The sequence below is a fragment of the Microbacterium sp. MRS-1 genome (assembly GCF_000585455.1).
Classification (GTDB): Bacteria; Actinomycetota; Actinomycetes; order Actinomycetales; family Microbacteriaceae; genus Microbacterium; species Microbacterium laevaniformans.
On record NZ_JAUF01000008.1, the window covers coordinates 11,741 to 33,514 of the forward strand.

22 protein-coding genes and 2 tRNA genes are annotated in these 21,774 nt (G+C 69.4%); 21 read left to right on the plus strand and 3 right to left on the minus strand.

The features are described 5' to 3' along the window. Window positions 1–49 precede the first annotated feature (49 nt). The 10 genes from hrcA to leuA all read left to right on the plus strand — a co-directional run bounded on the left by hrcA (window position 50) and on the right by leuA (window position 10,060). The gene (hrcA, locus tag AS96_RS01785) at window positions 50–1,087 is read left to right on the plus strand and encodes a heat-inducible transcriptional repressor HrcA (protein ID WP_036285002.1); all 1,038 of its coding nucleotides are present in this window, start codon (window positions 50–52) and stop codon (window positions 1,085–1,087) included. A gap of 52 nt (window positions 1,088–1,139) precedes the next feature. Beyond that, complete coding sequence (gene dnaJ, locus AS96_RS01790) at window positions 1,140–2,249, plus strand: molecular chaperone DnaJ (RefSeq protein ID WP_036285004.1); 1,110 nt, start codon at window positions 1,140–1,142, stop codon at window positions 2,247–2,249. 1 nt (window position 2,250) lies between these two features. Further along, the gene (locus AS96_RS01795) at window positions 2,251–3,003 is read left to right on the plus strand and encodes a 16S rRNA (uracil(1498)-N(3))-methyltransferase (RefSeq protein ID WP_036285006.1); all 753 of its coding nucleotides are present in this window, start codon (window positions 2,251–2,253) and stop codon (window positions 3,001–3,003) included. A gap of 23 nt (window positions 3,004–3,026) precedes the next feature. Next, complete coding sequence (locus AS96_RS01800; RefSeq protein ID WP_036285009.1) at window positions 3,027–3,374, plus strand: HIT domain-containing protein; 348 nt, start codon at window positions 3,027–3,029, stop codon at window positions 3,372–3,374. Then, window positions 3,367–4,509 carry a PhoH family protein gene (locus AS96_RS01805; RefSeq protein WP_036285012.1) on the plus strand — a complete coding sequence of 381 codons (1,143 nt, stop codon included), beginning with the start codon at window positions 3,367–3,369 and terminating at the stop codon, window positions 4,507–4,509. Before AS96_RS01800 ends, AS96_RS01805 begins: the two co-directional genes overlap by 8 nt. After that, on the plus strand, window positions 4,506–4,973 hold the full coding sequence (ybeY, locus tag AS96_RS01810) for an rRNA maturation RNase YbeY (protein WP_036285014.1): 468 nt from the start codon (window positions 4,506–4,508) through the stop codon (window positions 4,971–4,973). The genes AS96_RS01805 and ybeY overlap by 4 nt, the downstream gene beginning before the upstream one ends. Beyond that, complete coding sequence (locus tag AS96_RS01815; RefSeq protein WP_036285017.1) at window positions 4,970–6,289, plus strand: hemolysin family protein; 1,320 nt, start codon at window positions 4,970–4,972, stop codon at window positions 6,287–6,289. The genes ybeY and AS96_RS01815 overlap by 4 nt, the downstream gene beginning before the upstream one ends. Continuing rightward, complete coding sequence (gene era / locus AS96_RS01820; protein ID WP_036285019.1) at window positions 6,286–7,188, plus strand: GTPase Era; 903 nt, start codon at window positions 6,286–6,288, stop codon at window positions 7,186–7,188. The genes AS96_RS01815 and era overlap by 4 nt, the downstream gene beginning before the upstream one ends. A 1-nt stretch (window position 7,189) precedes the next feature. Beyond that, complete coding sequence (locus AS96_RS01825) at window positions 7,190–8,137, plus strand: NADP-dependent oxidoreductase (RefSeq protein ID WP_036285021.1); 948 nt, start codon at window positions 7,190–7,192, stop codon at window positions 8,135–8,137. 162 nt (window positions 8,138–8,299) lie between these two features. Next, window positions 8,300–10,060, plus strand: coding sequence for a 2-isopropylmalate synthase (gene leuA, locus AS96_RS01830; RefSeq protein WP_036285023.1), 1,761 nt, complete (start codon window positions 8,300–8,302; stop codon window positions 10,058–10,060). Between the two features lie 36 nt (window positions 10,061–10,096). Here leuA and AS96_RS01835 read toward each other — a convergent pair whose 3' ends face one another. Continuing rightward, window positions 10,097–10,783: a trimeric intracellular cation channel family protein gene (locus tag AS96_RS01835; RefSeq protein ID WP_036285026.1), complete on the minus strand. Its 687-nt coding sequence runs from the start codon at window positions 10,781–10,783 to the stop codon at window positions 10,097–10,099. Between the two features lie 55 nt (window positions 10,784–10,838). Here AS96_RS01835 and recO point away from each other — a divergent pair, with 55 nt between their 5' ends. The 3 genes from recO to AS96_RS01850 are packed head-to-tail and all read left to right on the plus strand — an operon-like array spanning window position 10,839 to window position 13,074. Continuing rightward, window positions 10,839–11,567 (plus strand): DNA repair protein RecO, encoded by a 729-nt coding sequence (gene recO / locus AS96_RS01840; protein ID WP_016465152.1) that lies wholly within the window; start codon window positions 10,839–10,841, stop codon window positions 11,565–11,567. Continuing rightward, entirely contained in the window at window positions 11,564–12,379 is an 816-nt protein-coding gene (locus AS96_RS01845) for an isoprenyl transferase (RefSeq protein ID WP_005049436.1), read from the plus strand. Before recO ends, AS96_RS01845 begins: the two co-directional genes overlap by 4 nt. Before the next feature lie 29 nt (window positions 12,380–12,408). After that, window positions 12,409–13,074 (plus strand): DsbA family oxidoreductase, encoded by a 666-nt coding sequence (locus AS96_RS01850; RefSeq protein ID WP_036285029.1) that lies wholly within the window; start codon window positions 12,409–12,411, stop codon window positions 13,072–13,074. A gap of 121 nt (window positions 13,075–13,195) precedes the next feature. On the opposite strand, the gene AS96_RS01855 is transcribed toward AS96_RS01850, so the two are convergent. Next, window positions 13,196–13,699: a glutathione peroxidase gene (locus tag AS96_RS01855; RefSeq protein ID WP_036285143.1), complete on the minus strand. Its 504-nt coding sequence runs from the start codon at window positions 13,697–13,699 to the stop codon at window positions 13,196–13,198. A gap of 62 nt (window positions 13,700–13,761) precedes the next feature. Between AS96_RS01855 and dusB the strand changes: the two genes are divergently transcribed. The 5 genes from dusB to AS96_RS01880 all read left to right on the plus strand — a co-directional run bounded on the left by dusB (window position 13,762) and on the right by AS96_RS01880 (window position 19,186). Next, a complete protein-coding gene (gene dusB / locus AS96_RS01860; protein ID WP_036285031.1) occupies window positions 13,762–14,928 on the plus strand; it encodes a tRNA dihydrouridine synthase DusB in 1,167 nt (388 codons plus the stop codon). Continuing rightward, on the plus strand, window positions 14,918–16,306 hold the full coding sequence (locus AS96_RS01865) for a deoxyguanosinetriphosphate triphosphohydrolase (RefSeq protein WP_036285034.1): 1,389 nt from the start codon (window positions 14,918–14,920) through the stop codon (window positions 16,304–16,306). The genes dusB and AS96_RS01865 overlap by 11 nt, the downstream gene beginning before the upstream one ends. Further along, entirely contained in the window at window positions 16,306–18,201 is a 1,896-nt protein-coding gene (gene dnaG, locus AS96_RS01870) for a DNA primase (protein WP_036285037.1), read from the plus strand. The genes AS96_RS01865 and dnaG overlap by 1 nt, the downstream gene beginning before the upstream one ends. A 68-nt stretch (window positions 18,202–18,269) precedes the next feature. Then, window positions 18,270–19,040: an ATP-binding cassette domain-containing protein gene (locus AS96_RS01875; RefSeq protein ID WP_036285041.1), complete on the plus strand. Its 771-nt coding sequence runs from the start codon at window positions 18,270–18,272 to the stop codon at window positions 19,038–19,040. Window positions 19,041–19,113: 73 nt separating this feature from the next. Next, window positions 19,114–19,186: transfer RNA gene (locus tag AS96_RS01880), tRNA-Asn, on the plus strand. A gap of 88 nt (window positions 19,187–19,274) precedes the next feature. Here AS96_RS01880 and def read toward each other — a convergent pair. Further along, window positions 19,275–19,841, minus strand: coding sequence for a peptide deformylase (gene def, locus AS96_RS01885; protein WP_081767948.1), 567 nt, complete (start codon window positions 19,839–19,841; stop codon window positions 19,275–19,277). Window positions 19,842–19,883: 42 nt separating this feature from the next. On the opposite strand from def, the gene AS96_RS01890 reads away from it, so the two are divergent. The 3 genes from AS96_RS01890 (at window position 19,884) to AS96_RS01900 (ending at window position 21,674) form a co-directional block, all read left to right on the plus strand. Then, complete coding sequence (locus tag AS96_RS01890; protein WP_036285044.1) at window positions 19,884–20,951, plus strand: DMT family transporter; 1,068 nt, start codon at window positions 19,884–19,886, stop codon at window positions 20,949–20,951. Window positions 20,952–20,965: 14 nt separating this feature from the next. Beyond that, window positions 20,966–21,042, plus strand: a tRNA-Ile gene (locus AS96_RS01895). A gap of 119 nt (window positions 21,043–21,161) precedes the next feature. Beyond that, window positions 21,162–21,674 (plus strand): DUF3145 domain-containing protein, encoded by a 513-nt coding sequence (locus AS96_RS01900; RefSeq protein ID WP_036285048.1) that lies wholly within the window; start codon window positions 21,162–21,164, stop codon window positions 21,672–21,674. The last annotated feature ends 100 nt before the right edge of the window (window positions 21,675–21,774 follow it).

Sequence of the window (21,774 nt, forward strand, 5' to 3'; positions counted from 1 at the left end):
CGCGGTAATATTGGCACTCGACGACCCTGAGTGCCAACAAGGAGGAGCGATGGTCTCGGAACGCGGCCTGCAGGTCCTCCGCGCGATCGTGCAGGACTACGTCGACACCCATGAGCCCGTCGGCAGCAAGGCGATCGTCGAACGTCACCAGTTCGGCGTGTCCGCGGCGACCATCCGCAACGATATGGCGCTCCTGGAGGACGAGGAGCTCATCGCCGCGCCGCACACGTCCTCCGGACGCGTACCCACCGACAAGGGCTACCGCGTGTTCGTCGACCATCTCGCCGACCTGCGGCCGTTGTCCACCGCGCAGCGCTCGGCGATCTCGTCGTTCCTCAGCGATCCGGGCGATCTCGACGAGCTCCTGATGCGCACCGTGCGCGCCCTCACGCAGCTCACCGGACAGGTCGCCATCGTGCAGTATCCGTCGTTCGCGCGCGCGAACGTCACGCACGTCGAGTTCGTGCACCTGGGCGGAGCACGCGTCGTCGTCATCGTCGTCACCGACACCGGCCGGGTCTCCCAGCGCGTGGCCTTCCTCGCCGAGGAACTCACCGAAGAGGCCGCCCAGCAGCTCAAGACGGCGATCTCGCGGCTGGTCACGGGCAAGCCCGTCGCAGAGGCTGCGGCCGCGATCGTCGAACTCTCGGCGTCGGCCCCCGACGGCACCCGCATCGACGCCGCGCTGCGCACCGTCGCGCGCATCGTCGGCGAGGAGCTGGAGGACTTCCGCCAGGACCGGCTCGTGATGGCCGGAAGCGCGACGCTCGCGCGGCGCGAGAGCGACTTCCGCGGGAGCATCTATCCGCTGCTGGAGGCCATCGAGGAGCAGGTCACCCTGCTGCGTCTGATGGGCGAGATGGTCGCCGACGAGCAGGGACTCGCGGTGAGCATCGGCCGGGAGAACGAGCCCTTCGGGCTCACGGAGGTCTCCGTCCTGACGAGCGAGTACGACGCGACGGGTGCACACGCGCGCGTCGGCCTCCTCGGCCCCACCCGCATGGACTACCCCACCAACCTCGCGGCGGTCCGCGCCGTCGCGCACTATCTGAGCCGACTGCTCGACGAGGACGACACGTCCCGCTGAGCGATCCGCTCCCGAACACCGACCCGCGCCCGCAAGGGCAGGAAAGGCGATTGTGGCCGACCACTACGAAGTCCTGGGCGTATCCCGCGATGCGAGCCCCGACGAGATCAAGAAGGCGTATCGGCGTCTCGCGCGCGAACTGCACCCCGATGTCAACCCGGGAGCGGACGCGTCCGAGCGCTTCAAGCTCGTGACCCACGCGTACGACGTCCTCAGCGACCCGGAGCAGCGCCAGCGCTACGACATGGGCGGCGACAGCTCTCCCTTCGGCGGAAGCGGCGCAGGCTTCGGCGGATTCGGCGACATCTTCGAAACGTTCTTCGGCGGCGGGGGAGCACGCGCCGGCCGACCGCGATCGCGACGTGAGCGCGGCCAGGATGCGCTGGTGCGGGTGACGCTGGATCTCGGCGATGTCGTCTTCGGCACCCACCGTGACATCGACGTCGACACCGCGGTGCTGTGCGAAACCTGCGAGGGATCGTGCTGCCAGCCGGGCACCCAGCCGGCGACGTGCGACATCTGCCACGGTTCGGGTCAGGTGCAGCGCAACGTGCGCAGTCTTCTCGGCAACGTCATGACCTCGCAGCCCTGCACCACGTGCCAGGGCTACGGCACGACCATCCCGTACCCCTGCGCGACGTGCCAGGGACAGGGCCGCGTGCGCGCACGGCGGACAGTGTCGGTCGACATCCCCGGCGGCGTGGAGACGGGCCTGCGCCTCCAGCTGCCCGGCTCGGGCGAGGTCGGCCCGGCGGGCGGTCCGAACGGCGACCTCTACCTGGAGGTCACCGTCGCCACCCACGAGGTCTTCAGCCGTGAGGGTGACGACCTGCTCGCCACCCTCGAGGTCTCGATGCCCGACGCGATCCTCGGCACCCACACGACGATCTCCTCGCTCGACGGCGAGGTCGACCTCGAGGTGCGATCCGGCGTGCAGTCCGGCGACGTCCTGACGATCAAGGGCCGCGGCATCACGCCCCTGCGCGGCGGAGCGCGCGGCGACCTCCGGGTCGGTGTGCAGGTCGTCACCCCGACGAAGCTCGACGCCAAGGAGCGCGCTCTCATCGAGGACTTCGCCAAGAAGACCAAGGCCCCGGCGCCCCGCCTGGCGCAGTTCCACCAGGGCATGTTCTCGAAGCTGCGCGACCGGTTCCGCGGCTGAGATGGCACTGCACTTCCTCGTCGACGAACCGCCGACCGACGGGCCCGCCGTCGCCGATGCGGCTCTGGGCGACGAGATCATCATCACCGGCGCCGAGGCCCATCATGCGGCGGTCGTCCGCCGCGTCCGGGTCGGTGAGGAGGTCACCGTCGGCGATGATGCGGGCGTCTGGCTCACGGGCGTCGTCGCGGCATCCGCCCCCAAACGCGTCGCGGTGACGGTGACCGGCCGTACCGTCACCGCGGCGCCGACGCCGCGTCTCGTTCTCGCCCAGGCGCTGGCGAAGGGCGACCGCGACGAGCTCGCGGTGCAGGCGGCGACCGAGCTCGGCGTCGACGAGATCGTGCCGTGGCAGGGGGCGCGCAGCGTGTCGCGCTGGAGCGGCGACAAGGCTGTCAAGGGCGTCGCGCGTTGGCAGAGCATCGTCCGCGAGGCCGCGAAGCAGGCGCACCGCTCCTGGGTTCCGCGCGTGTCGACGCCGGTGTCCGTCGCCGGCCTCGCCGCACGTGCCGCACACGCCCGCGTGCTGGTCCTGGAGCCGACGGCGTCCGTGCCCCTCAGCACCCTGTCGCTGACCGATAGCGCGGAGATCGTGCTCGTCGTCGGCCCCGAGGGCGGCATCGCTCCCGACGAACTCGACGCCCTGGCCGATGCCGGAGCCACCGCCGTCCGCCTCGGCGACACGGTGCTTCGCACCTCGACGGCCGGGCCGGCTGCCCTCGCCGTCGTCAACGCCCGCCTCGGCCGCTGGTGACGGGCGCTGACTACACTCGGAGTATGAGCGAACCGTCCATCTTCACGCGCATCCTGGAGGGCGAGATCCCGGCCGAGATCCTCGCCGAGACCGAGAACGTGTTCGCGATCCGCGATATCGCACCCCAAGCGCCCGTGCACCTGCTGATCATCCCGAAAAGTGCCGCCTACCGCGACGTCGTCGAGTTGGCCGCGTCCGACCCCGCCCTCATGAGCGAGATGATCGCACTCGCGAACACTCTGGCCGCCGAGCACGCCGACGGCGACTTCCGCCTGGTGTTCAACACGGGGCCGGGCGCCGGTCAGACGGTCTTCCACGTCCACGCGCATGTGCTGGCCGGGGGACTGGACGAGGGGAGCCTCGGTGGCTGATTCCGCCGACGACGCGAACGCGACCGAGCACGCGGTCGACCGGATTCTCGCGGACGGAGTGGCGATGGTCCAGTTGCTCGGACCGCAGGACCGACTGCTGCGCGTCGTGGAGCGCGAACACCCCGACGTGCAGGTGCACGTGCGCGGCAACGAGATCACTCTCACCGGCGCTGCCGCGTCCGTTGCGCGGGCCCGCGCACTCGTCGACGAGCTGATCGCGATGGCGCGCGCGGGTCAGGGCCTGGAGCCCTCCGACGTGCAGACCTCGAATCGCATCCTCCGGGCCGACACCGGCGAACGCCCGTCCGACGTACTGGGCGAGGCGATCCTGAGTTCGCGTGGACGCACGATCCGCCCGAAGACCCTCGGTCAGAAGCGCTACGTCGACGCGATCGACGAGAACACGGTCGTCTTCGGCATCGGTCCCGCCGGAACCGGAAAGACCTACCTCGCGATGGCGAAAGCCGTTCAGGCCCTGCAGCGCAAGGAAGTCGACCGCATCATTCTGACCCGACCGGCGGTGGAGGCGGGGGAGCGGCTGGGCTTTCTGCCCGGCACCCTGACCGACAAGATCGACCCGTACCTGCGCCCGCTCTACGACGCGCTGAACGAGATGATGGACCCCGAGATCGTCCCCAAGCTCATGGCGTCGGGCACGATCGAGGTCGCCCCGCTGGCGTACATGCGCGGACGCACGCTCAACAACTCGTTCGTCGTCCTCGATGAGGCCCAGAACACGACGCCCGAGCAGATGAAGATGTTCCTCACGCGTCTGGGCTTCGGCACCCGTATGGTCGTGACCGGTGACATCACCCAGGTCGACCTGCCGCAGGGAGCCTCGGGGCTGCGGCTCGTGACGCGCGTGCTGAAGGACATCGACGACATCCACTTCTCGCTGCTGACCAGCGAAGACGTAGTGCGCCACAGCCTCGTCGGCCGGATCGTCGACGCCTACAGCGTGTACGACGAGCAGCGCCTGGCCGCCCGCCGAGAACGAGACGAAGCCGCCGAGTTCGCCAACCGCACCGAGCGTCGCAGCGGTATGCCGCGCTCCGGCGGACCGCGAGACCACCTGCCACCCCGGGACAGCCGGGGACACCACGGCCCCCACGGAACACAGCGAGGACGCTCATGACCATCGAGATCACCAATGAGTCCGGCGTCGACATCGACGAGACCGTGCTGCTGCGCCTGACCGAGAACAACCTCGCGGAGCTGCACGTCAGCCCGGATGCCGACGTCGCGATCCTCCTCGTCGACGAAGGCGCCATGGAGGCTCTTCACGTGCAGTGGATGGACGAGCCGGGCCCCACCGACGTGCTCAGCTTTCCGATGGACGAGTTGCGACCGGGCACGCAGGAACAGCCCACGCCGCCGGGACTGCTCGGCGACATCGTGCTCTGCCCCCAGGTCGCCGAGACGCAGGCACAGGCAGCCGGCCACACGACCGTCGACGAGCTGATCCTGCTGACCACGCACGGGCTGCTGCACCTGCTGGGCTTCGATCACGCCGAGCCCGAGGAGGAGCGCGAGATGTTCGGTCTGCAGCGCGACCTGATGGCCGCTTTCCACGTCTCGGAGCGTCGACGACGCGCATGACCGAGATCCTCCTGCTCCTCGCGGCGGCCCTCCTGGTCGCGCTCGGCGGTCTGATGGCGGCGCTGGACGCGGCGCTGGGCGTCACCTCGCGCGCCGACCTCGCCGAGATGGCGACGTCAGGACGCAGCGCGACCGCTCTCGGGCGGATCGGCGCCGATCCCGAAGCCCACGGCAACGCCGTCGTGTTCATCAGGATCCTCGCCGAGACGACGGCGGCCGTCGTGGTGACGGTGGCCTTCACGATCGCGTTCGACAGCATCTGGTGGGCCATGCTCGCCGCCGCGGTGCTGATGACCGTGGTGTCGTTCGTCCTGGTCGGCGCAAGCCCCCGCGCCGTCGGGCGCCAGCACGCCCGCGGACTGCTCCAGGCGTGCGCCCCGCTCGTCCGCGGCGCGCGCATCGTGCTCGGCCCCCTCGCACACCTGCTCGTGCTCGTCGGCAACCGGGTGACGCCCGGCATCCACCGCGGCGCCTCGTTCGCGAGTGAGGAGCAACTGCTGAGCATGGTCGACGAGGCCGCATCGCAGGACCTCATCGAAGAGGACGACCGCGAGCTCATCCACTCCGTGTTCGAGTTCACCGACACGTACGTGCGCGAGGTGATGGTTCCGCGCACCGACATGGTGACGATGGATGCCGCCGCCACGACGCAGCAGGCGATGCAGCTCTTCCTGGACAAGGGCGTGTCACGGGTTCCGGTCGCCGACGGCGAAGCCGACGACATCACCGGCGTCGTCTACCTCAAAGACCTCGTGCAGTTCGCGTTCCGCGATGAGACCGCATGGCGGGACGCCCCGGTCGCCCAGATCGCGCGGCCGGCGGTGTTCGTGCCCGAATCGATGAAGGCCGAGACGCTGCTGCAGCAGATGAAGCGGGATGCCGTCCATGTGTGTCTCGTCGTCGACGAGTACGGCGGCGTTTCGGGGCTCGTGACGCTCGAAGACCTGATCGAAGAGCTCGTCGGCGAGATCTCCGACGAGTACGATCCCCGCTCCAGCGAGATCGTCGAGTTGGGCGACGGACGGTACCGCGTGAGCGCGCGCCTGGGCCTCGATGAGGTCGGCGAACTGTTCGGTCTCGAGCTCGAAGACGAGGACGTCGACTCGATCGGCGGCCTGCTCGGGAAGCTGCTCGGCCGTGTGCCTCTGCCCGGTGCGACCGCGGAGTACTCCGGGCTGCGCTTGACGGGAGGCGCCTCCCGCGGGCGCGGGCGGGGCCTCGCCACGGTGTTCGTCGAACCCACCCCCAGCCTGCTCGCCGTCGACGCCGCCTTCGGCGACGATAACCGCACCGACCGGGAGGATGCCCACCGATGAGTCCCAGCCCCCAGACCCGCTCCGGGTTCGTCACCTTCGTCGGCCGTCCCAACGTCGGCAAGTCCACGCTGACGAACGCCCTGGTGGGTGAGAAGGTCGCGATCACCTCCGACAAGCCCCAGACGACGCGGCGCGCGATCCGCGGCATCGTCAACCGCCCGGCCGGCCAGCTCGTGATCGTCGACACCCCCGGCATCCACAAGCCCCGGACGCTCCTCGGCCAGCGCCTGAACGACCTCGTGGAGCAGGTGCTCGGCGACGTGGACGCGATTGGCTTCCTCGTGCCGGCCACGGAGAAGGTGGGTCCCGGCGACCGCCGCATCGCGGCATCCCTGGACGGATACCCGCGCGCGAAGAAGGTGGCCATCGTCACCAAGACCGACATCGCCTCCCGCGACGAGATCACCGAACGGCTGATGGAGGTCGACAGCTTGCGCGAGGACTGGGACGCGGTGATCCCGTTGTCGGCCGTCGCGGGCGAACAGCTTGACGTGCTCGCCGATGAGCTGCTGACGCTCATGCCGGAAGGACCCGCCCTCTACGAGCAGGGGGTCGTCACCGACGAGTCGCTCGAGGACCGCATCGCCGAGATCATCCGTGAGGCGGCGCTGGAAGGCGTGCGTGACGAGCTGCCGCACTCGATCGCCGTCACGATCGACGACATCTCGCGCCGCGACGAGGGCGAGCTCACCGATATCTACGCGAACCTGGTCGTCGAGCGCGACAGCCAGAAGGCGATCATCATCGGCCACAAGGGCTCGCGGCTGTCCGCCGTCGGCGCGCGGGCGCGCGCGCAGATCGAGCCGCTCATCGGCACGAAGGTGTTCTTGAAGCTGCACGTGCGCGTCGCCAAGGAATGGCAGCGCGATCCCAAGCAGCTCGGACGGCTGGGGTTCTGACATGACGCGGCGAACGGCGCGGCAGTGGCGGGCGGTACGGGCAGGCGGCCCCGAGGCGTGGGAGCTCTCGGAGGTCGAGGTTCCCGCCCCGGCCCGCGGCGAAGTGACGCTCCGTGTGCGCGCGGCGGGCATGAACCCCGCCGATGCGAAGCATGTTGCCGCCGAGAACGGGCAGTCCTGGCCCGTGCCGATCGGCTACGAGGTGTCGGGCGAGATCACCGCGATCGGTCTCGATACGGAGATCGGGTCGGGAGCTGCCTCCGTCGGCGACGAGGTGGTGGCCTTCCGGGTGCAGGGCGGCTACGCGACGGAGATGACAGTGGATGCCGCGAAGGTGTTCCGCAAGCCCCAGCCGCTCGGCCACCCCGAAGCGGCGAATCTGCTGCTGACCGGGACCACCGCCGCGGAGATGCTGCATGTCGTCGCGGCGAAACCGGGGGAGACGATCCTCCTGCACGGCGCGTCGGGGGCGGTGGGTGTGGCCGTGCTGCAGCTGGCGGCGCTGCGCGGCATCCACGTCATCGGGACGGCGGCGGAGAGTTCCTTCGAGCGGGTGCGTCACTTCGGCGGCGACCCCGTCGCGTACGGTCCGGGGCTGTTCGAGCGCGTGGTCGCGATCGCCGGTGACGTTCCGATCGTCGCGGCGCTGGATGCCGTGGGCACCGATGAGGCCGTCGACGTGTCGCTTGCGCTGGTCGCCGATCGCGACCGGATCGTGACGATCGTCACGCCGTCGCGGGCGAACGCCGATGGGTTCCGCTGGATCGCCGGCGCCCTTCCGGCAAGCGCCCGCTTCCGCGACGAGGCGCGCGCGGGCCTCGTCGCGGCGGCGAACGCCGGTACGCTCACCGTCCCCGTGGCGCGGACCTTCCCGCTCGAGGACGCCCCCGCCGCGCTCGCGCTGCTGGCCGAGGGACACCCCGGGGGAGCCCTGGCGCTCATCCCGTGAGTTTCGTCGAGCTCGTCGCGCAGGTGTACGCTGTCCCCGTGCGCGCGTTCGGCCTCCTTCTTAGCCGCCGCGACGAGACCTCGTTCTAGGGCCCTTCTCGTCGCGGAGCTTGTCATCGTCTGACACTCGGCCCGCACCATCTGACGAAGAGAAGCGAACCCCATGAAGAACATGCAGCAGCCTTCCGGCATGCCGACCCACAAGTACCGCCCGTTCCACGAGCAGATCCGCGTCGACCTGCCCGACCGCACCTGGCCCGATGCCCGCATCACGACGGCTCCGCGCTGGTGCGCCGTCGACCTGCGCGACGGCAATCAGGCCCTGATCGACCCGATGAGCCCCGAGCGCAAGCGCATCATGTTCGAGCTGCTCGTGGGCATGGGCTACAAGGAGATCGAGGTCGGCTTCCCCTCCGCGAGCCAGACCGACTTCGACTTCGTGCGCCAGCTGATCGAAGAGAACCTGATCCCCGACGATGTGACCATCCAGGTGCTGACGCAGGCGCGCGAGCACCTGATCGAGCGCACGTACGAGGCGATCGCCGGCGCGAAGCAGGCGATCGTGCACCTCTACAACTCCACGAGCGTGCTGCAGCGCGAGGTCGTCTTCCGCAGCGACAAGCAGGGCATCATCGACATCGCGCTGAACGGCGCACGCCTGTGCCGTGAGTTCGAGAAGCGCATCCCCGAGACCGCCGTGTACTACGAGTACTCACCCGAGTCCTACACCGGCACGGAGCTGGAGTTCGCGGTCGACATCTGCAACCAGGTGATCGAGATCTTCGAGCCGACCCCGGAGCGCAAGGTCATCATCAACCTGCCGGCGACCGTCGAGATGGCCACGCCCAACGTGTATGCCGACTCGATCGAGTGGATGGGCCGTCACCTCGCCCACCGCGAGAACGTCATCATCTCGCTGCACCCCCACAACGACCGCGGCACGGCCATCGCCGCCGCCGAGCTCGGCTACATGGCCGGAGCGGACCGCATCGAAGGCTGCCTGTTCGGAAACGGAGAGCGCACCGGCAACGTCGACCTGGTCGCCCTGGGCATCAACATGCTGACGCAGGGCATCGACCCGCAGATCGACTTCAGCGACATCGACCAGGTCAAGCGCACCGCCGAGTACTGCAATCAGCTGCCCGTGCCCGAGCGCAGCCCCTGGGCGGGCGACCTCGTGTTCACCGCGTTCAGCGGGTCGCACCAAGACGCGATCAAGAAGGGTTTCGAGTCGATGGAGGCGCGGGCCGCGGCATCCGGGGTCACCGTCGACGAGATCGAGTGGGCCGTGCCCTACCTGCCGATCGACCCGAAGGACCTCGGTCGCTCGTACGAGGCCGTCATCCGCGTCAACTCGCAGTCCGGCAAGGGCGGTGTCGCGTACCTGCTGAAGACGGATCACGCGCTGGATCTGCCCCGCAAACTCCAGATCGAATTCTCCGGCGTCGTGCAGGCCAAGACGGATGCCGAGGGCGGCGAGGTCTCCAGCGACCAGATCTGGGACATCTTCACCGACGAGTATCTGCCGGCGCGCAACGCGGACGAGAAGTGGGGCCGTTTCGAGCTGCTGTCCACGCGGACGCAGAGCGACATGTCCGGCGAGGTGTCGCTGGAGGTCACCCTCCGCGACGGCGAGGAGACGATCGCGACCCGTGGCGTCGGCAACGGTCCCGTCTCGGCGTTCCTGGAGATCGTGCGGACGCAGGGTTTCGACGTGACGCTCTACGACTACGTCGAGCACACGCTCAGCGCCGGCGGCGACGCGCAGGCCGCGTCTTACGTCGAACTGCAGGTCGACGGTGAGCGGCTGTGGGGCGTCGGTATCGACGGCGACATCTCGACAGCGTCGCTGAAGGCGATCGTCTCCTGCGTCAACCGCGCGATCCGCACGCGCGAGCGCTCCGGCTCGCTCGCCGCCGTCTGACGCCGCGTTTCGACTCGTCGCTGCGTCGAAACGACTTCAGGTGCGGATGATCGGGATCGCACTGGTCTCGACGGCGACCTTGCGCCGGTACAGCGCACGCTGTTCGGGCAGCGAGATGTCGAAGATCACCGCGAGCAGTCGGATCACGGTCGTGACCACGACCGAGGCGATCGCCGCGGCCACCAGCGGCGCACCGACGGCGTGTGCGAACGCGAGCAACGCGCAGCCGACCGCGGCCGCGACGGCGTACAGCGATCCGACGTGCATGATCGCCACCGGCAGCCCCATGATCACGTCGCGAAGGATGCCGCCGCCCACCGCCGCGCAGACGCCGACGAACACCGCGGGTACCGGGGGAAGGCCGAGCGCCAGCGCTTTGGAGGTGCCGAAGGCGCCGAACAGGCCGATGACCACCGCGTCGAGGGCAACGATCACCGCGTTGAGGCGCTCGAAGATGTTGGCCAGCAGCATGCCGACCAGAGCCGCGCCGACGGCCGTGATCAGGTACCAGTCGCTCTTCAGCGTCGCGGGCTCGACGTTCAGCAGCAGGTCGCGGATGATGCCGCCGCCCATGCCCATCACGGTGCCGACGATGACGACGCCGAGCAGGTCGAGCCGGCGCTGTCCGACGAAGCCCGACGAGAACAGGGCGCCCTGTACACCGCCGAGGCCCACGGCGAGGAGGTCGGCCCAGAGGGGGATCACGAACAGCTGCTCCGTCACCTGACCATTGTCTCCAATGCCGCCCGATGTCGGCACCGGCGGGGATAATCGAGGGGTGCCCACCTACCGCGACGAGGTCGTGGTCCTGCGCACCCACAAGCTGGGTGAAGCGGACCGCATCGTGACCATGCTCAGCCGTCGCCACGGCAAGGTGCGCGCTGTCGCAAAGGGCGTGCGCCGCACATCGTCGAAGTTCGGAGCCCGCCTCGAGCCGTTCATGGTCGCCGACGTCCAGCTCTACCAGGGCCGCTCGCTCGACATCGTGCAGCAGGCCGAGTCGCTCGGCTCCTACGGCGCCGCGATCGTGGCCGACTACGACCTCTACACCGCCGCGCATGCCATGGTCGAGACCGCCGACCGGCTGAACGAAGCCGAAGCCACCCCCCAGCAGTACCTGCTTCTGGTGGGAGGGCTGCGCACCCTGGCCCAGGGTGGCCGGGCGTCTCGTTCCGTGCTCGACTCGTACCTCCTGCGGGCGATGTCGCTGTCGGGCTGGGCCCCGGCGCTGTTCGACTGCGCCCGGTGCGGGGCCGCCGGCCCGCACGACTGGTTCGTGGCGCAGCTGGGCGGCGTGGTGTGCGGCGACTGCGCCCCGGCCGGCTCCGCACGGCTGCGACCCGAGACCGGTGCGCTGCTGCGCGCGCTGATCGCGGGAGAATGGGATGTCGTGGATGCCGCGACTCACGCCGCCACCGCCTCGGCATCCGGCCTGGTCGCCGCCTACGCGCAGTGGCACCTCGAGCGCGGCATCCGATCCCTGTCCCACGTGGAGAGCACCCGTTGAGCCCCAAGCCCTACACACACCGCGATGCCGTGCCGTACCGCGCCCTCGATTGGACCGGCATCCATCCGCCGCGCTTCCCGAAGGGTGGGGTGCCGAATCATGTCGCCATCGTCATGGACGGCAACGGCCGCTGGGCGAACCGACGCGGGCTCACCCGCATCGAGGGTCATCGCGCGGGCGAGGAGGTGCTGCTCGACGTCGTCGCCGGCGCGATCCAGGCGGGCGTGAAACACCTCAGCGTCTACGCCTTCTCGACCGAGAACTGGGCCCGCTCGCCCGAGGAGGTGCGCTTCCTCATGGGCTACAACCGCGACGTACTGCACCGCCGCCGCGACCAGCTCAACGAATGGGGCGTCCGCATCCGGTGGGCCGGACGCAAGCCGCGCCTGTGGGGATCGGTCATCAAGGAACTGCAGTACGCCGAGCAGCTCACCGCCGGCAACGACACGCTCACGCTGACGATGTGCATCAACTACGGCGGCCGTCACGAGATCGTCGACGCGATGCGGGCGATGGGCGAGCAGATCGCCGCCGGGCGGTTGAAGCCGTCGGCGATCACGGAGAAGACGCTGCGCAGGCATCTCTACGTTCCGGACATGCCCGACGTCGACCTCTTCCTGCGTTCCAGCGGCGAGCAGCGCACCTCCAACTTCCTGCTGTGGGAGTCCGCCTACGCGGAGATGGTGTTCCTCGACACGCTGTGGCCCGACTTCTCGCGTACCGACCTCTGGGGCGCGATCGAGCTGTACCTGGGGCGCAGCCGCCGCTTCGGGGGAGCCGTCGACGCGCCGACGGCCGATTCCGCGGAATAGACCCGCGCACGAGAGAGGTTGCATCAGGCATGACAGACAAGATCACGATCGACGTGTGGAGTGACATCGCCTGCCCGTGGTGCTACATCGGCAAGCGCAACCTCGAGACCGGCCTCGCACAGACGGCGGCCGACCCCGACGCGCCGCAGGTCGAAGTGACCTTCCACTCCTTCGAGCTTTCGCCGGACACACCGGTCGACTTCGAGGGCGATGAGCTGGACTTCCTCGCCGGACACAAAGGGATGCCGCGCGAGCGCGTCCGCGAGATGCTCGACCAGGTCACCGGTGTGGCCGCCGGGTCGGGGCTGGAGTACCGCTTCGACCTGCTGCAGCACACCAACACGGTGAAGGCCCACGAACTGCTGCACTTCGCGAAGGCACAGGGCCGTCAGAACGAGATGGCCGAGCGGCTCATGTCGGCCTACTTCACCGAGGGCAAGCACGTCGGGCGCGTCGACGATCTCGTTGCCCTCGCCGCCGAGGTCGGCTTCGACGCCGATGAGGTGCGCGATGCCCTCGAGTCGAGCCGGCATCTCGCCGATGTGCGCGCCGACCAGGCGCAGGCGCAGGCCTACGGCATCCAAGGCGTGCCGTTCTTCGTGATCGACGGCAAGTACGGCGTCAGCGGCGCGCAGCCCGCCGATGCGTTCGCGCAGATCACCCGCCAGGTGTGGACGGAGAAGCAGGACGCCTGAGACGTCGCGTTTCGAATCGTCTGCGTTTCGACTCGTCGCTGCGCTCCTCGCTCAACGACCGGGGGTCACGCCTCCCGGTCGTTGAGCGAGCGCAGCGAGTCGAAACGGGCCGCAGCAGGGCTCAGGCGGGGAGGCTGGCCTCGATCGCCGCGATCACCTCGGGCGCGTCGGGCTTGGTCTGTGGCCGGAAACGGTGCACCTCGCCGGTCGGCGTGACCAGGAATTTCTCGAAGTTCCACATGACCGGGCCCCTCGCCCCCTCCACGTTCTTCGCCTTCTTCAGCGCCTTGTAGAGGGGGGCGGCGTGCGAGCCGTTCACCCGCACCTTGTCCATGATGGGGAAGCTGACGCCCCACGTGACGGCGCAGTACTCCAGGATCTCCTCCATGGAGCCCGGCTCCTGACCCATGAACTGGTTGCAGGGGAAGCCGATGACCTGCAGACCCCGGTCGCCATAGGTGCGCTGCAGCTCTTCGAGCTGCTCGTACTGCGGCGTCAGACCGCACTTGGATGCGACATTTACGAGGAGAACGGCGCGATCGCCGAACTCGGCGAGGGTGTGCTCTGCGCCGGTAGCGTCGGTGTAGGGGATGTCACGAAGCTGCGCTGTCTGTGTGTCGGCCATGTTGTCCACGATAGAGGCGCAGACCGGCGCACCGGCCGCGTGAGTCTGGGAGAATGGACAGGATGTCCCTCTCCGTCTCCACCGGCGCCGCGCTGCGCATCGGCCCCATCGCGCTCGATGCACCCGTGGTGCTCGCGCCGATGGCCGGTATCACCAACACCGCCTTCCGTCGGCTCTGCCGCGAGTACGGCGCGGGACTCTACGTCTCGGAGATGATCACCACTCGCGCCCTGGTCGAGCGCAACGCGACCACGATGCGTTTGATCACACACCACGAGTCGGAGACTCCGCGCTCGATCCAGCTCTACGGCGTCGACCCGGCGACCACCGAAGCGGCCGTCCGACTTCTCGTCGACGAGGACCGCGCCGATCACATCGACCTCAACTTCGGCTGTCCCGTGCCCAAGGTCACGCGCAAGGGCGGGGGAGCGGCACTGCCGTGGAAGCTCAGCCTGTTCCGTGAGATCGTCACGCGCGCCGCACGCGCCGCCGGCGACGTGCCGCTCACCGTCAAGATGCGCAAGGGAATCGACTCCGACCACCTCACGTTCCTCGACGCCGGCCGCATCGCGGAGGATGCGGGCGTCGCCGCGGTGGCCCTCCACGCGCGCACGGCTGCGGAGTTCTACTCCGGCCAGGCCGACTGGGCGGCGATCGCCGAGCTCAAGCGGGCCGTGACCAGCATTCCGGTGCTCGGCAACGGCGACATCTGGTCGGCGGACGACGCCGCGCGGATGATGGCCGAGACCGGGTGCGACGGCGTCGTGGTCGGTCGTGGCTGCCTCGGGCGTCCCTGGCTGTTCGGCGATCTCGCCCGCGGTCTCGGCGGCCCCGCTGCCGCCGCCGCAGCGCCCGTGGACGCGACACTCGGTTTCGTCGCCGCCGCCTTCCGGCGCCACGCGGAGCTGCTCGTCGAGTTCTTCGAGGACGAGGGCCGCGGATGCCGCGACATCCGCAAGCACGTCGCCTGGTACTTCAAGGGCTATCCGGTCGGCGGTGAGACGCGGGCACAGCTGGCGACCGTGTCGACCCTCGCCGAGATCGACGATCTGCTGGCGACGCTGGACCTCGACGCCCCGTACCCGGGCGCAGCCGCCGAGGGCCAGCGCGGGCGTGCCGGCACGCCGAAGCGGCCGGCGTTGCCCGACGGCTGGCTGCAGAGCCGCGAGATGACCGGCGACGCGGCACGCGCCCTGGCCGACGCGGAGGTCGACACCAGTGGCGGGTGACGCGAGCGGTGTGGCCATCGCCTCGGGCCGCCCCTCCGGATACGACGACCACGACGCCGAACGCTTCATCCCCGAGCGGCATCGCTCACAGCGCGACGGGTTCGCCCGTGACCGGGCTCGCGTGCTGCATTCCGCGGCTCTGCGCCGTCTCGCGGCGAAGACGCAGGTGCTCAGCCCCGCCAGCCCCGCCGACTTCGCCCGTAACCGTCTCACGCACTCGCTGGAGGTCGCGCAGGTCGGTCGGGAGCTGGCGATCGCGCTCGAGCTGTCGCCGGACGTGGTCGACACCGCGTGTCTGAGCCACGACATCGGGCATCCGCCGTTCGGCCACAACGGCGAACGCGCACTGAACGATTGGGCTGAGGACATCGGAGGGTTCGAGGGCAACGCCCAGACCCTCCGGATCCTCTCCCGCCTCGAACCGAAGGTGCTCGACGCCGAGGGTCGCAGTGCAGGGCTCAACTTGACCCGTGCGAGCCTCGACGCGACGTGCAAGTACCCCTGGACCGTCGAGCATGGCGTTCCCGACCCCGGCGGGCGCGAGAAGTTCGGCGTCTATCCCGAGGACGAGGCCGTCTTCCGTTGGATGCGACAGGGGGCGCCGGGTCGCGTCCGCTGCATCGAGGCCGAAGTCATGGACCTCTCCGATGACATCGCCTACTCGGTGCACGACTTCGAGGACGCCGTGCTCAACGGCTACCTGGATCCCGCGCGGCTCGCGGACGTGCGGGAGCACGAGGCGCTGCTGACCGCCATCCAGGCCTGGGTGGGCTTCGGATTCACCCGCGACGAGCTCGCGGACGCGCTGTACCGACTCACGCGGATTCCCGAGTGGCTGCCCGGCTTCGACGGGTCGCGCGCGGCGCTGGCGGGGCTCAAGAACCTGACCTCCGACCTCATCGGTCGCTTCGCACGCGCGGCGACGACGGCGACCCGAGAGCACTACTCTGCGCCCGTCCTCACCCGGTATCACGGACGCGTCATCGTGCCGCGCGTCATCGAGGCCGAGATGGCGGTGCTCAAGGGCATCATCGGAGCGTTCGTCGTGACGATCGACGGCCGGCGCGGCCTGTACAAGGAGCAGCGTCGGGTGCTCAAGCGTCTCGCAACGGCGCTGTGGGAACGCCCCGAGCACCTCGACCGCCTGCACGCGGAGGATTTCGCCGCGGCATCCACCGACACCGCGCGCAAGCGCGTGATCGTCGACCAGGTCGCGAGTTTCACCGACCGCTTCGCGATCGAATGGCACGCCCGTCTGATCGGGCCCGTGGATCTGCGCGAGCTGGGCCTGCGCTCCGGCGACGGCCGCACGATCGCCCCCAGCGGCTTCGCCCTGCCGGAGCCCATCGCGGGGCTCTGGCCCGCCGAGGGGCACTGATGGCGCGTATCCGGCAGTCGGACGTCGACGAGGTCAAGGCCCGCATCAACATCGGCGACATCGTCGGCGAGCGGGTAGCGCTGAAGTCCGCCGGTGTCGGATCGCTCAAGGGGCTCTGTCCCTTCCACGACGAGCGCAGTCCCAGCTTCCACGTGCGCCCGCAGGTCGGCTACTACCACTGCTTCGGGTGCGGCGAGTCGGGCGACGTCTACTCGTTCCTGCGGGCGATGGACCATCTCTCCTTCACCGAAGCGGTCGAGCGCCTCGCGGCGCGCATCGGATACACGCTGCACTACGAGGACGGCGGAGCGGCCCCCGAGACGAGCGGGCGCACGCGGTTGTACCAGGCGAACGCGGCCGCCGCCGAGTGGTTCCGCGGCCAGCTCTCATCGCCGGAGGCCGACGCCGGGCGGCGTTTCCTCGGTGAGCGCGGATTCGACGCCGGCGCCGCGGCGCACTTCGGCGTGGGGTACGCGCCGAAGGGCTGGGACCACCTGCGCGACGCGATGCGCGCCCAGGGATTCAGCGATGAGGAGCTGTCGGCCGCGGGACTCGTGTCGCAGGGTCAGCGCGGCGTCTACGACCGCTTCCGGGGACGCGTCGTCTGGCCCATCCGCGACGTCACCGGACAGACCATCGGCTTCGGCGCACGACGCCTGTACGAGGACGACAAGGGCCCGAAGTACCTCAACACCCCCGAGACCACGATCTACAAGAAGGCGCAGGTGCTCTACGGCCTGGACCTCGCGAAGAAGGACGTGTCGCGCTCGCACCGCGTCGTCGTCGTCGAGGGCTACACCGACGTCATGGCGTGTCATCTCGCCGGCGTCACGACGGCGGTGGCCACCTGTGGCACCGCCTTCGGCTCGGATCACATCACCGTGCTGCGCCGCGTCATGGGCGACGACACGGCGGCGGGCGAGGTCGTGTTCACCTTCGACCCGGATGCCGCGGGCCAGAAAGCGGCGCTGCGCGCCTTCGCCGATGCCAAGCGCTTCAACGCGCAGACCTACGTCGCCACCGGTCCCCAGGGATTGGACCCGTGCGATCTGCGGTTGGAACGCGGGGATGCGGCGGTGCGTGCCATGCTCGACACCAAGGTGCCGATGTTCGAGTTCGTCATCGATCAGCGTCTTTCGGGCTTCGACCTCGCGAGCGTCGAGGGTCGCGTCGGGGCGTTGCGGGCCGCTGCACCCGTCGTGGGGGAGCTGCGCGACCCGCTGCTGCAGCCGGAGTACACGCGAGTGCTGGCCCGCCGCCTCGGCATGGACACCGAGGGCGTCCGCCGTGAGGTCGACCGCGCCGCGCGAGACAGCGCACGCCGAGAGGGCGACGCACACCGCCCCACGTCGACCGCGTCCGCGAACTCCTCGAGCTCCGACGGGACCGCGCCCACACCCGTGGTCGACGAACCCGCACTCCGGATGAACCTGCGCACACTCCCACGCACCGCCGACGCAACGCTCGAGCGCGACGCCCTCATGGGTGTGCTGCAGTACGGTCACCTCGTCGACGGCGAGGAGGTGGATGCCGCCCTCGCGCTGCCCATGCAGATTCCCGCCCTCGACGCGGTGCGCCAGTCCCTCCTGGCGCAGGGCGACCGCAGACGCATCGGCTGGGCGTCGACGGCGGTGGAGTCCGTGCGCGAACCGTATCGCTCGCTCGCAGTGGAACTGCTGACCGCGGACTTCCCCGCACTGACCGAGGCGGAGGCAGCGGCCTATACGCGCGGGCTGGCCCGCAAGCTGCGCCTGCGCGCGGTCGACCGGGAGAAGAACGAGTTGCTCGGCACGATCCAGCGGCTTCCCCCCGATTCGGAGCAGGGTCGGGCGGTGCGGCTGGCGCTGCGCGAGCTGGATGCGCGCCGGCGCGCTCTGACCGAGGCTCCGCTCTGACCGGGTGGCGCGGCCGCACGCGCACGGGCGCGGTGGCGCGCGCGGGCGAGAGCAGGCAGGATGAGCGCATGCCGCGTCGTGCCCCCACCGACAATCCTGCCGCTCTTCGCTGCGACGACCTGTCGATCGCGCGCGCCGGAGTGCGCGTCGTCGACGGAGTCAGCTTCCGGGTCGACCCGGGCCGCGCGCTGGCGGTGATGGGCACGACCGGATCAGGCAAGTCCACGCTTGCGGCCCTGCTCGCCGGCGCGGACGACGACTCGCTCGCGGTCGTCGGCGGCGACGCCTGGGTCGACGGCACGGCCATCCGGCGCAGGGGACGCGCTGCACGCGTGCGCGCCTACTACACCGGGTATGTCCCGCAGCGCGCAGGAGCCGGGCTTCCGGCACGGCTGACCGTCGGAGACGTCATCGGCGAGCCGATCACGAGCCGAGATCGCCGCGTCAATCAGCGAGCCTTGGCCGTCCGGGTCGCCGGGCTGCTGGACGAGTTCGAGCTTCCCCTCGGGGCGGCCACCCGGTACCCCTACGAGCTGAGTTCAGGGATGCGACAGCGCGTCGCGATCGCGCGCGCACTCGTGCTGCAACCACGGGTCTTCATCGGCGACGACCCGTACGCCAACCTCGACGTCGAGGTGAGACAAGCCGCGCGCGATGCGCTGCTGCGTCGGCGCGACGAGGACGGCATGGCGATCCTGATGGTCACCAACGACGCCGAGGCCGTGCGGGAGTTGGACGGCGATGTGCTGGTGCTGCGGGCCGGCCTGCCCGTGGGGTACGGGCACGGCACGACCGATCTGCTGTGGACGCCCGACGGCGGCACCCGCATGGTCTCGTGAAAACGTGCCACGTGTCACGAGCACACCTCGACGTTTGCTAATATGGACGGGTTGCCCGCTCGCGGGTGATTGATCCTCGGTAGCTCAATTGGCAGAGCAGCCGGCTGTTAACCGGCAGGTTCTTGGTTCGAGTCCAAGCCGGGGAGCGAACGGCCCCAGACTCCACTCTGGGGCCGTTTTCGTTGCCCGGCGCGAGGCTTCAGACTGGACAGCTCGTACAGCGTCGATCGAAGATCAGGCGTCGAGATCGTCGATTCCCGGCGTCCAGGACGCCCCAGGACGACCCCAGCCGCGCTTGCGGGCGATCTTCTGGACGGTCTTCCAGTCACCGTCGTCCAGGCGGTCCACATACAGGATGCCGTCGAGGTGGTCGAACTCGTGCTGCATGATGCGCGCGCGCCAGCCATCGACCTGGATGCGGATCGGCTCACCGTCGAGATCGATGCCGGTGACCAGAACCTCATCGGAGCGGCGCAACGCGAAGCGCTCGCCCGGGAACGACAGGCACCCCTCCGACTCGTCGTCCGGGTCGGGTGCCCCGGGCACCGACGGACGCATCCACAGTTCGGGGTTGAGGATGACTCCGCGCCAGGGCTGCCCGTCATCGTCTTGGTAGCTGTACGTGTAGATGCGCAGGCCCACCCCTACCTGGGGGGCCGCGAGACCGACGCCGGGGGCGGCATCCATCGTCTCGAACATGTCTGCGACGAGTGTGCGGATCTCATCGGTGATTTCGGAGACCGGGTCGGCGGGGGAGTGCAGGACGGGATCGCCCATGATGCGAATCGGAAGAACAGCCACGTCCTGAGCCTATCGAGCACACCTGGCGGTTAGTGTCGAGGGGTGCATGCCGCCCTCAACGACCTCGGAGACGTGACCGACAAACTCGTCGGCGTCTTCGCGGACCCCGGCATCCTCATCGGCATTCCGCTCGCGCTGCTGGGCGCGGTCTTCATGTCCTTCGGCGCACAGTATCAGCACCGCGGCGTACAGAAGGTCGAGAGACTCACGTCCACCGCCGGCGGCACCGGTCTCACCGGCGGACAGATCTGGAACCTGCTGCGCCGACCGTCATGGGTGGCCGGCACGGTGATGCTGGGACTGGCCATCGTGTGCCAGCTGACGGCACTGTCGTTCGCCCCCCTCATCCTGGTGCAGCCTCTCGGCGCGGTCTCGTTGGTCATCACGACGCTGCTCAACGCCCGAATCAGCGGCCTCAAGCCGACGCGGCGCTCACTGACCGCCATCGGCCTCTGCGTCGCCGGCATCTTCGTGTTCGTCACCATCGCCGCCCTGTATGCGACCGAGACGCCGATCAGCGACGGGCAGCTGATCACCGTTCTTCTGATCCTCGCCGGCGTCGCCATCGTCCTGACGGCGCTGTGGCTGTGGCTGCGCACCCGTATCGGCGCCCTGTTCTACATCGTCGCCGCCGGCATCATGTACGGCTTCGTCGCGACGCTCGCGAAGGTCGTGCTCAGCCGCATCCGCACCGGCGATTTCGAGTGGCTCACGATCGTCTGCATCGCCGCACTGCTGACCGGCACCGCGATCGGCGCCTACTTCGTGCAGACCGCGTACGCGTCCGGCCCGCCCGACCTGGTGATCGCCGGCCTGACCGTCATCGACCCGATCGTCGCCATCGTCATCGGCCTGGCGGTGCTGCGCGAGGCCGACGGTGCCCCCCTCTGGGCGTACGGCGGCTTCGTCGTCGCAGGCGCGCTGGCCGTGAGCGGCGTCTTCCAGCTGGCCCGTCACCACCCTCAGGTCATCAGCGACAGCCAGGAGATTCCGATCACCCGCGGCAGCACCGACGCGCTGTCTCCCGGGTCTCAGCGCCTGACGGATGCCGTCGCGAAGGTGTGGCCGGAGCCTCCCGTGCGCGATCGGGACGACCCGCGCCCCCGCTAGACTTCCCGGGACAGGGGGCGGTGGCCAAGCTGGTCAAGGCAGCGGGCTCATAACCCGACGATCGTGGGTTCAAGTCCCACCCGCCCTACCAATGACACGGTTGTGATTCCGCGTCGTTATCGGCCATAATGGGCCCACAACCACATAGGCGCCACGCATCCGACACTCAGGTCGTAGGGGAAGACGTACCTGAAGAAACGGAGAATCGCGATGGCGACCACGTCGACCCCACAGGCGCGCGGAGTGATCTACATCCACTCCGCGCCACGTGCGCTGTGCCCCCACCTCGAGTGGGCAGTGGGGCGCGCTCTCGGGCGCGCGGTGAGCTTCGAATGGGCAGACCAGCCCGTTCTCGCCGGCAGCCGCCGCGCCGAGTTCTATTGGGAGGGCCCCGCCGGCACCGGCGCCGCCCTTGCGACCGCGATCCGGGGATGGGAGCATCTGCGGTTCGAGGTGAGCGAAGACCCCACTCCGCGCTCGGACGGCGGGCGGTGGATGCACACGCCGGACCTCGGCATCCACTATGCCCAGACCGACGCGGCAGGAAACGTCGTGATCGGAGAGGATCGCATCCGCTACGCGATGGAGATCGCCGCCGGCGATCCCTACGACCTCCAGCGCGAGCTGCAGGTCGCGCTGGGCTCCACGTGGGACGAAGAGCTCGAGCCGTTCCGCCACGCCAGCGACGACGCTTCCGTCGTGTGGCTGCACAAGGTGGGCTGAGGCCCACCACCTCGACCTCAGACGGGTCGAGGCGCCAGTACCGGCTTCGGACGGCTTCCCGGAGACCGAGACCGCGCATCCCCGTCTGACACGAAAGACG